This window comes from Paenibacillus cremeus (genome assembly GCF_007786445.1).
Lineage (GTDB): Bacteria > Bacillota > Bacilli > Paenibacillales > NBRC-103111 > Paenibacillus_G > Paenibacillus_G cremeus.
Map to the genome: position 1 here is coordinate 1 of NZ_VNJI01000039.1, position 10,430 is coordinate 10,430.

The 10,430-nt window shown below is 48.1% G+C and carries 7 protein-coding genes; all 7 read right to left on the reverse strand.

Annotated elements, in window-relative coordinates:
- Positions 1-527: 527 nt before the first annotated feature.
- The 7 genes from FPZ49_RS24320 to FPZ49_RS24350 all read right to left on the reverse strand — a co-directional run bounded on the left by FPZ49_RS24320 (position 528) and on the right by FPZ49_RS24350 (position 10,122).
- Entirely contained in the window at positions 528-1,706 is a 1,179-nt protein-coding gene (locus FPZ49_RS24320; RefSeq protein ID WP_186446055.1) for a replication initiator protein A, read from the reverse strand.
- 839 nt (positions 1,707-2,545) lie between these two features.
- Positions 2,546-4,441: a hypothetical protein gene (locus FPZ49_RS24325; protein WP_144851970.1), complete on the reverse strand. Its 1,896-nt coding sequence runs from the start codon at positions 4,439-4,441 to the stop codon at positions 2,546-2,548.
- Between the two features lie 62 nt (positions 4,442-4,503).
- Complete coding sequence (locus FPZ49_RS37895; RefSeq protein WP_186446056.1) at positions 4,504-5,967, reverse strand: AAA family ATPase; 1,464 nt, start codon at positions 5,965-5,967, stop codon at positions 4,504-4,506.
- 102 nt (positions 5,968-6,069) lie between these two features.
- A complete protein-coding gene (locus tag FPZ49_RS24335; protein ID WP_186446057.1) occupies positions 6,070-7,371 on the reverse strand; it encodes a Rad52/Rad22 family DNA repair protein in 1,302 nt (433 codons plus the stop codon).
- A gap of 342 nt (positions 7,372-7,713) precedes the next feature.
- Positions 7,714-8,061, reverse strand: coding sequence for a hypothetical protein (locus FPZ49_RS24340; RefSeq protein ID WP_144851975.1), 348 nt, complete (start codon positions 8,059-8,061; stop codon positions 7,714-7,716).
- A gap of 17 nt (positions 8,062-8,078) precedes the next feature.
- The gene (locus FPZ49_RS24345; RefSeq protein ID WP_144851977.1) at positions 8,079-9,140 is read right to left on the reverse strand and encodes a hypothetical protein; all 1,062 of its coding nucleotides are present in this window, start codon (positions 9,138-9,140) and stop codon (positions 8,079-8,081) included.
- 79 nt (positions 9,141-9,219) lie between these two features.
- Positions 9,220-10,122: a hypothetical protein gene (locus FPZ49_RS24350; protein WP_144851979.1), complete on the reverse strand. Its 903-nt coding sequence runs from the start codon at positions 10,120-10,122 to the stop codon at positions 9,220-9,222.
- Positions 10,123-10,430: the final 308 nt, after the last annotated feature.

Genomic DNA, 10,430 nt, shown 5'->3' on the forward strand with positions numbered 1-10,430 from the left:
AGCTTGCAACGCTACCCATGATCGGGATGTCAACGCCGCGCTAAACTTGCTAAAACTCGCAATGTAGATTGCAACTGCCAACGGGGCAGGAACTGCCCTTGGAGCGTAGCTAAACTTGGAGCAGTAGCTCTATTGACTACGAAGCACCCACCTCTTAGGTGGTGTGTAGTTCACTATTATTACGAAATGAAAAGGAGGAGAAGCACCTTTTGTAACGAATAATGCTAAGTGGAACCACTTTCAATTACGTCCTGACTGACCACGGATACTCGGAAAACCTGATAGACCGCTCTACATCTTCCTACAGTAGCGCGATCACCTTTTCCCTATTGATTAGGCCTTCAAGCAGTCTCAACGCCCTTAAGTCCTGCAGCGCCTCGTAAGACACTCCTAATCTAAGTGATTCAATTCCCATCCGGTCCTTCACCAAGCGACTGATACACATTAGCCAAGGGTATAAATTCAGGACAAATTCCACATAAAAACAAAGTGAAAACAAAAAAACCTCCTGAGTAGGAGGATTCTAACTAACCTAATAGTAACGGCTGATCTTCTTTTGTCCTTACTAATACCCATTCACTCGGCTCGAAGATAACTTTGATTGGGACCCTTGCTTGCTTTATAAATTCAAAACTCTTAATGACATCAAAGGTAAGTAATTCTTCGAATGAACTCTTGAGCATATTGTACGTTTTATATTTTTCGTATGCATGAAGGCCTAGGTGGTTTATCAGGCTTTCAACTTCCAATATGTACTCGCCGTCCTTGACCTTATTCAAAATTGTCAAATAAAGATTCTTCGATGTCGGCGTGGCCAAGTCATTAAACAATGACATGCTTATCGCTACGACATGACCTGCCATTAAGTTCTTATGTAGGTCATCGCTAAGCTTTATAGAAACCCGATTGGTCTCGCGGTCGATCTCAATGGTCTGAATAGGGTTATGAATTTTGGTTTTCTTTCGCTTTTTAGCTTCCGCATCATAAAACTCTTCCATGACGATGGACGTTTTACCGAGGTTGTCCAAGCTGGTATGTAGGGATTCGTATTCGCCACCATTAATATCTGCGTAAACGCACTTCAATAATTCTCTAAAGTCAAACTCAAAGTCAATGTTCTTTCCCTTGAGCTCCCATAATTTAAAAATACCAAACAAATTTCGAGCATCGTATGGAAGCAAGAGTGTTCCGTTACCATTCTGATAATATAAATTTCTAAAACCGGATTTGTTCAACTCCAACACGCCCCGGGCATTCCTACTTTTCCGGAGAGTCGTCTCATTTGGAGTGGTGGATGAAATAAAAGGATGATCGATTAGATTCCTCTCCACGCTATGGCTAAACTGGCGATTTTGCTCCTGTTTTTTGCCAATTGCTTTCTCCAGGATCAAGATTTGCATCTCTAAATATTCTTGATAATCAAGAACTTCTTCATCTGGGGATACGCGATTCTCCAAGTTCAATAGGATATTTCGGGATACCTCATTTCGAGTTTCAACCAATTTACCTGAGATTCGTTTCAATTCATATATCTTTTTATTTAGCAATGGCGCGCAATAGGTGTCTGCTTCAACATCTACTTGGCCAGAGATCATAGATTCATTAGATGAGATAGATCTAAGATATCGCCGACGCTCTACTAACTTCGGAGCACACTTTTCGAGAACATTTAGTATAGCTTTGCTCATATGCTCACCTACTTTCATTTCAACAGCTTCTCCCCTCATTTTATCTGTTATACGCGAACAAAACAATCACAAAAATAGACAATAAAAAACCGCCGGACATGGCTTTGCCATGACCCGACGGTTCTTCCGTGAGTTGTTAAACATACTATTGTGACTATCGTACACCTTACGACAGAGTTTTGACAATATGGATAATCAGAATATACGAATCTCGAATTATAGCATCCCATATTTTACGTATGATATAATAGATTTGCATCGAGTGTGCTCTCATGGGTGTTGGCTGTCTCCGAAAGGAGGTGAGCCGGTGGAAGCAAAAGACGTAGCAACGCTTGTCATAGGAGCTGTAACCCTTACGATCCTGTTCGTCAATCTTATGATCACGTTAATTACAACTTTCCAAAAAAAGAAGTAGGACCGTCCCCACTTCGCCAAAGTGAACGGTCCCTTCTCACCCACATATGAGCCAGCCCCCTTGACGGGCGACTAATGATGCGGCCCGGATACGTTACCAGCGGATCCGGGTCTTAGTCTTTTCCAAGTGAGCTAAGCTTTATACCTCTATTATAACTCCTCGAATTACAAAAATACAACACGGATCGTATTCCGGGGACATTCGAGATTCTTGTGTTCCCTCCATTTTGGTGATCGGTAAAATTATGCTCAGCAGATAAACGAAAAAGGGGGATAGACGCTTTTCCCCCATCAATTCTTTATACGCTCTCTAGTTGTTGGACTAACTTGTCGCGTAGCTCCTCTAGTTCATGGTGATACGTGGAAGAAAAAAGATCAACTGTCTCCTATCTCAAGTTCAGCAAGGGAAGGGAAGCAACAATTGTGCTCCCCTCGTCCAATGACTATCTAGCTCTTCTTTTGCGGATAATCCGCTTTACATGGCGGGCAAGATCCCTGGCCAAATTCTTGACGTTTACTGCGCCGCCCGGATACATGTGCTGAACCATCCTGATGGTGTCCGGCCGCTCCGGTCCGCAATAAAGGCACAGCACATCGATGCCCTGCTTTTCCGCCTGCTGCACCATCAGCCTCATCGTATTTTCATCCTCATGCCGTTCAAAGCACGGCTGACCGTCCGAAATCATGATCACAAGTCGAATCCCCTCGTTATACGTAGACATGTCGTTAATCATGTGCTGGAGAGCAAGCGTATCGCGGTTCCCGCACTCGGCCTCAATACCGCCAAGAAATCCCTTCTCGTTGTTACCGAACCGGCCATACGGCTTTAACGGAAAGATCTCAGTGTAATGATTCTCAGTAAACGCATAGGCTGCATTCGGAATGCCGGCTTTTTCGCAAGATGCCGTCATCAAAATGAGGGATTTGCGTATTTCGTCGATCACCTTGGATGAAGTCCCACGGAATGGATCGCCTGTCGAACCGGATATATCGGCCATCATAGCGATTCGGACCTCCGCACCTGGCGTGCCAAGAAGCTTGCGGGCAAAAAAGTTGGTTTCGCCAAGGGCTTCGCTGCGCCACATCCGGTTCACCAATACCTTCCCGCTACGTTGGTTCATGAGCAGCTCGTCCGGTGTCGGTTCGCACAACTCCTTTAAGACTTTCGAGGTTAAATCGATATCTCGCTGCATCCTCCGCTCGGTGAGCTGGTACCGATAATGATTCTGGTATTGGTAAGGCTTAAAGATGGCGGTCGCAGAGAATGAGGGGCGCCTTTTACCGGGATCAATTTCGATTTGCATCTCGATCTCCTCATACGGGCCCACCTCTTCATCTGCTTCCTTCTCGTCCGCGTCCGCTTCCTTCACAGCCGTGCGTAAGGCGCCAGAACAATCCGGGGCTTCAGAAGACTCCTCGTGCTCCTCAGTGCCTTCTGGGGCTCCATCGCTTGCGTTCCTATCGCTTTCCTCTTCACCGCTGGCTTTGGATTCTTCGGGCTGTTCAGCGGCCTGAATTCGAATCTTTACGCGCAGGACGTTCTTCTCCACGTCCTCCCGCTCCCCCCAAGACACATTGGGGTCATCGGCATCACTGAGGAAACCAAACTCCGGCTCCGATGGAGATTGCCCGTCTGCTTCCATCCACGCCATGAGCGTTGGCCATGTCGCCCGAATAATCTCCAGGGCACAGTCCAAACAGGCCAGAGTTGTTGGTTCGAAGCGGGCCTTCTCGATCAATGGCTGCACGGAATCAATTAATGCGATCGAATAAGGATGCAGCCCTTCAGGATCCAGCATCCCAAGGGAACGTATCATAAACAGTAGACGAAAATCTTGGACCCGGTTTTCCGGGGTCATCGGTGCGCACTTCCAGTTGTAATTTTTAAACTGGAGGTACTCGCCCACTTCGGGATGGTCAAGGATTATGAAATTTTCCATTCTGCCGTCAAGGATGACGTTGCCGTAGAACTTCGTCCACGCCTCCGGATACTTGAAGTTGGATTCCCAATCCGAACGTAGCGAACTGGAATTCTCGTTGACCCACTTTACGTAATCCTCTACGGTGTCGTACTGAATATGACCTCTCTCATGCACGGAAGTGGCCTTCCGAATAACCCGCCTCTCTTCTTCCGTAAATTCAGTACCCCCGCCGGGCCGAGTAATATCGTACTTGGCATATACATCCTTACCGTCCGTATACGACGTGGGTGCGTTCGTCCATTGGAAACCAAACTTACGGCCGCCAAACAGAATATGCAGCCAGCGTTTGACGCGGACGCCTTCTCGTTCCTTAACTACCTGGGCTTTATTTTTCAATACGGTTGCCGTCCTCGACATACCGATCACTCTCCTCTCTAAAATGGGAAAGAGGGACGCTCCTATAGAGGTCCCTCCATCTCTCAGGCCACTCCAGATTCGTAATCTTCCTCTTCCTTGGTCTTCGGCAGCGATTTCCATACTGACATCCTCAGTTGGCTACGAATGGCGAAACGTTCTTCTCGATCTTCGCACCGGTTTAGAATAAAGTCCTCGATCGCTTCAATTTTGCTCTGATCTGTGACACCGAATTCCTTTAAGTACCGAGCGGCATCAATGAAACCACGTATAGTACGGGATTCTTCACCGACGCCTTCGGTTACATAAAGGCGATCGATTTGAATTTTGATGTCTTCAAACCACTGAAGTACATGACGGTCAGTGAGTCCGGATTTCTTCTCGATTAAGAGCTTAAAGTCCGCCGTATACGGCAAGTGAAGTACCGCCAGACGGTCCTTCAGCGCCGCGTTAAGAGCCTTTACGCCTGCATATTGCTCCCCGACGTTGATCGATGCGATGAACAGATGCTCCGCATGACAGGGCACGGTGCCATACGGCGTGGACAGCTGTTTATTATCGTCGTAGACGGAGTGAAAGATCGAGGTGGCATCCGGCATCAGCATGTTCAACTCCGCGAAATGAACCAAGCCGCCATTCATGACGCAGGTTGCGTATGCTGTGTACTTAAATGCTACTTCTAGGCCTTTTCCGGTCGGCATATTCTCGCCAACAATCGTCTCGGAGGTGTATCCTTTGTGCCCTGTTTGCAGGTACAACGGGTATCCCAAAACCCAAGCGATGGTGTTGACGAGCGAATCTTTGCCACACCCTTTGTTTCCAACGAGCAACAACGATTTGCCCATGATGATGTGGCGCAGCGCCCGCTCCAGCATCTTGCCTTGGTAAGGAGTTGACGGAGCCATGGGCTCAATCGACATTGGCGTGGCGGCCGTCAGGTCACAAATGGCCTTGCGTTTACTCTGAACCTTCACTAGCAGGCGGCGATCGATGCCTTGACCAAGCAAGTAATTTTCGATTTCCGTCCAACCCACTTTCCAGTCGCGCTTACCTTTCGGAGTTGCAGCTGAAGCGGGAGTTGATGGTTTCGATACAGGAGCGGGTGCAACGGGTACTGCGTCCGGGAGCTCCTCTTCTTCCGGGGGGGCCAGGATACCAAACGCTTTAGAAACGTCGTGGAATTCGGAACTCGGAATAGCGGCTATGAGCGCATTTAGCTCATCCGGATCTTTCGGAAGAGCAAAGCGCTCAATGTTACCCAACAATATATCAGCAATGGCAACGCTGCAGGCAAGATGTGGGCATGCGCGCTTACCAGCGAAGGCTTCGCAGTAATGTACATAGTCTGACTGTCCTTCCTTGCTGACCCACAAGCTCTTGTTACCGTCCATATAATCGATTCTCAAGTACGTGGCAACCTTGCCGTCCTCGACGATTTCAGCACGTTTTATCCGGGATACGTAGTCGAGAATCTTTTCCTTGTATTGCTTAGCTGTGATACCCGGTAGTGTATTTCTCGTAAATTTCATGTTCATTGTCTCCTTCCGATTTTAAGGGAATAATCAAAAAGCCAAAGAACCCAGCGGTGCTGAGCTCCTTGGCACTTCTACACGGGGGCAGGTTCGCCCGATTTATGCAGCAGCTTCGATATCGATCTTGCCGCCTTTGGTTGCTAGCGTGACCTTCTGCTGATCTTCACGATACCATCCATTCGTCTTAAGAACGTAGTTAGGACGGATCTTTCTCACTTCCTCTGCCAGCTCCTTCCCAGCAAAGACGATAACATCACTGTTGTTCTCCAGCTTCGCTTTAAATGTAGCCGAACCATCCTGGTTGAATTTTGGCGAATCAAGCACCTTCATTCGGAGGGGGGCCGGCTTGTTGGAACCATGACCTGAGCCACTGGTACTTCCACTGGTAGTACCACCTCGGCTACCACTTCCCTCTGAACCGCTGCCAGATACGTAGTTCCACGGGGAACGTGAAACAGAAGTGGTTCCTTTGCCAGTGGATGCGCCTGGATGTTGCTCTTCTGGAAGGATCGACGAAGGCTGCGAAGATTCGTTTTGAACCGATTTCCCTTGGTCTTTCGCTGTCGACTCACCGCAATTGGTGCGGTTCCCGCTAAACAAGGCATTGAGATCGGACTGGAAGATTCCTTCCCATCCCTTTTCCTTGTAATACACCTGATACGAATCCGGAAGGATTGGGATACCGTTCCTGTGCGACCCGTACTGATCAACGAAGCCATAGGCACCAATCAGACGGCTATAGATGATGTTTGTTGTGCCATCCGCCTTCTTCGGCTTAATCACGTCGATACAACCTTTGAACACATCTGATGCTACACCAAACCAGGCAGCACACTTCTTCAGTGAATCGGATACCGCCGCCTTTTTGCAGTCCATCCGGTCCTGTGCCATTGGAACGGTCTCATTTCTCAGGATGGTCATCGTCGAATTTCCCCAATTCACTCGGTCCATCCAACTCTGCTTTCCTTCATCCCAAATTGAAAGGCGCCCGAGTAACTCGACGGAGAAATCGTCCATGTTTTCTGTCACATCGAAGAATTCATGCCGCCAATTCAGTGGACCAATGACTTCATTCAGACGATCGACCACCCACTGGACACTGACATAGGCTTGTCCCTCGTAATTCGCGCCATAAGCGGCATAAGGAAACGGTGCATTAAGCTGAATGCTAAGATTGTTTGCTGTGTTGGACATAGGTAACTCGCTCCTTCGCAGGGTTTTTGGATTTACGTGGGATAAGGTGTTCATTCCCAATTCGATCACATCTTCCAGGTACAACATACCGTCCGCCATTTTCTTTACGAGCCAAGCCGGTAGTTGACAGCTTATGAATGCTACAACTTTTGGGTATCCATGCTTTTTTGGCACGGCAACCTCAACGAGATCCCCCATCGTCTTCATACGTTTCAACCTCCATGTCACACGCATTCTCCCCCCTCGGCTTTTGATTAATCGGTAAAACAAAAAAAGAACCGACTCTTCAGCAGCAGATCATTCTTGAAATCCAAAAAAGGACTTCATATCTGCGTCTCAAGAGACGATTCTTTGAAATTGGGCATAGTACACCCTAGTTCAATTACATAACAAGGTGAATCCAACGGAACTCCATGGGCCGCGTGGCAGGAGCAAAATAAAAGAGAAAAGTATGGATTAATAATATCATATGGGCTGCCTGCTAGGAAAGTATATATATGCTTCAAAAGAAAAAAACAGCCCATATTCCGGGCTGTGTGTGTTCGATATTTAGGATGGTTCGGCATATAAAGGGCGTTCACCAATCAAACAGCGATAGAAGTTATGAATTGTGAGGGTGTGTTCCTTGGGAAGCTCGACTAATTTTGGTGTGTTACTGAAGGGGTCCTTCACGCGTAAAATATACATGGTTTCGGTTGTGTCTTCAACGGCAACGTACATGTCTCCGTTATATTCAAACAACTTCTTAAATGAGCATTTTACTATCTCATTGTCTTCATTGGCCATGATAAAGTCAACCGTTGCTTTTCCCTGTCCTTGGCTTGGGATGGTTTTCATAGGGTCACCTGTTTCTTCGTAAGAAGAATAGAAGCAGGAAAAGGCTCGAACGTTCGTCAAGTCCTTTTCCCATGTGATCAATCTTCGAATTCGTCACCATTGTTACCGCTGGTTTCCATGAAGTACTCGGAAGCTCTCATACCAGGTGCGTCTTCTAAGAGGAACTTGATTGTGCTGGCCGTCAGCTTCTTCTCGGCGTTGTTGTATTCTAGGAACGTATCTCGGCTCATACCCGCTAATAAGCGTTCATCGGTGGTAAAGCGGAGCGGGACATCTGGCATAAAACGGTCGGCTAACTGGTTAAGCAGCGGAATTCGACTATCGCCATCCGCGATAAGCATAACCCGGGCAGGCCGGTTGTGTGCCGGAAGTTTTTGATATACCTGATTTAATCGTACAAATCGTTCAGCCGTCTTGCGGATAAAATCCTTGCCCGGTCGAAATACCTCTACCCAGAACTGGAGGAAGTCGTTTCGATCGCGAATGATCTCAAAGACGGCAGTCGGAATATGAAACAAGCTTTGATCGGCACGGATCACCGGCCTCCGGTGCCAAGAGATGAGCCGATCGAGACGGACGAGCTCGGCATACAGTTCGTTTGAAGTGAGATCAACGAAATATGGATTCATCTCCGGGCCTTTAGCGGCGGCATACTCAACGGGTCTAGCCCACTGTTCATCGCTTAATTTGCGGTGGAATAGGATTTCGGCCGCTTCTGCCCCTACTTTGGTCAGCATGTACGCGAGCGGTTTTTTCCGCTGCTCATCTTTCAAGGGGCTGGCCCAACGATAGGCGCAAATGATCCCTCGGCTGCGGCATCGCTTAATGAAATCGACGCCGCTACGACCGCCCGGTTCTAGGTACGGGAATATGACCCGTTCTAGCTGCCTTCTTGTCATTGTTCGGTTCGTCGATAGCACATCCACCAACTTCAAGTCGTTTTTGGATACATCTGCGCCATGTAGTTGACCGTCCAGCCAGTATCTCCCGTTTTGTAAGCCGAACTTCGGTTCGTGGTACTCGATGGTGGCATACGGGTCGGAGAACATCCCAAACCGCGATCCGTCCGGAAGCAGGAGCTCATAAATATCGCTCGGATAGACGGAGTCGGTATACGGATTTAGGTGCTCAGGTACCATCGGGGAGCTCAGGAGGAACGCTGCGTCCCTTCCTCCCGTCACACCCTTCGGACCAGTTTCTTCTTCGAAGCTAGTAAAATTACCTAGAGCCATAGGATCCGTACTGACCGTAGCGGGCGCTTTCCCGCTTCCTCGTTGAGAATTGAGGAACGAATGCAACTGCCTTCACGCGCCGACCCGCCGCGTCAATTTGTGCAATACGTACCCGAATGTTTTCGTCTTTCTTGAAGACATGGTTCCCGCTGTAAGCTGGGAAGTTTGTCCGAACGACAAGACCCGGGGAATCTAGCATCTCGACAAACATACCGTGTTCCGGATGAATTTTATTGATTTTCCCGACGTAGACACCGTTTACTTGGTAATTGACGATATTGGTCCACGGATCGGTTTGCAGCGTGCGGCTGTCAGCAGTGATTCTGCCCTTTTGATCTTTGCTTGGACGGGTAATGCTCGTGATTTTTACTGGCAGTGTATCGCCGATTTCAAAGGCCTCGCTTAAATCCTCGTAGAACACGTAACCGACGTCGGAGCGACTCAGTTCGTACGAAATGCCCTCCACAAGGAGGTACAGGGTATATTGATCGACGCCACGGACGAATGCGTCGAATACGTGGCCCTCTTGCGCTTCCTTCCAAAACCGTTCCGCTTTCTTCTCCAGCGCCTTTGCACGGTTGGCGAGGAAAATACCTACGGTTGCTGATTTGTCGATAATGATGTCGTCAACGACGAATTCAAGTTCCCGGTCCAAGTAGAACTGGATGCCTCGCAAATTATAGTTATCAACGTGAGATTTCGGTAAATAGCCGTAAACGCCGTGAAAATCGATTTTTAATACTTCTTCTTTGCGGTCGCCTAACGACTTGGTTTCAATACCGATCGTGTGTCCAACCATGATCCGGCCATTACGATGTGCTTCCTTGATATCCGCCCAAGCGCGCATGGCAGGAGTAATTTCGAAATCCTGCGGGAATGGATTCGACATGCAAAAATCACCTTTCCTTCGTGTTGGTATAGAGTAGGTCTGGAACGCAAAAAAGCACCTGCGCATGGGGGTTCCCCAAATCGCAGGTGCTTCCTGAGATGATCCGGACACTATTTCACTTGAATTTATTGTAAAGCGAACGGGTCTTACTGTCAATTGATAAGTGTAGATTTGGGTTGCGGGTACTTTGTATTGAAAGTGATCGCGAAGTCAAGATCATCATGATGAAGTATTTACGGCTAAAGAACTAGGCAAGGTAAAACCTCCACAGTGAAGATGGCTATGTGTTGGTAGCCGAGCGCATCGAA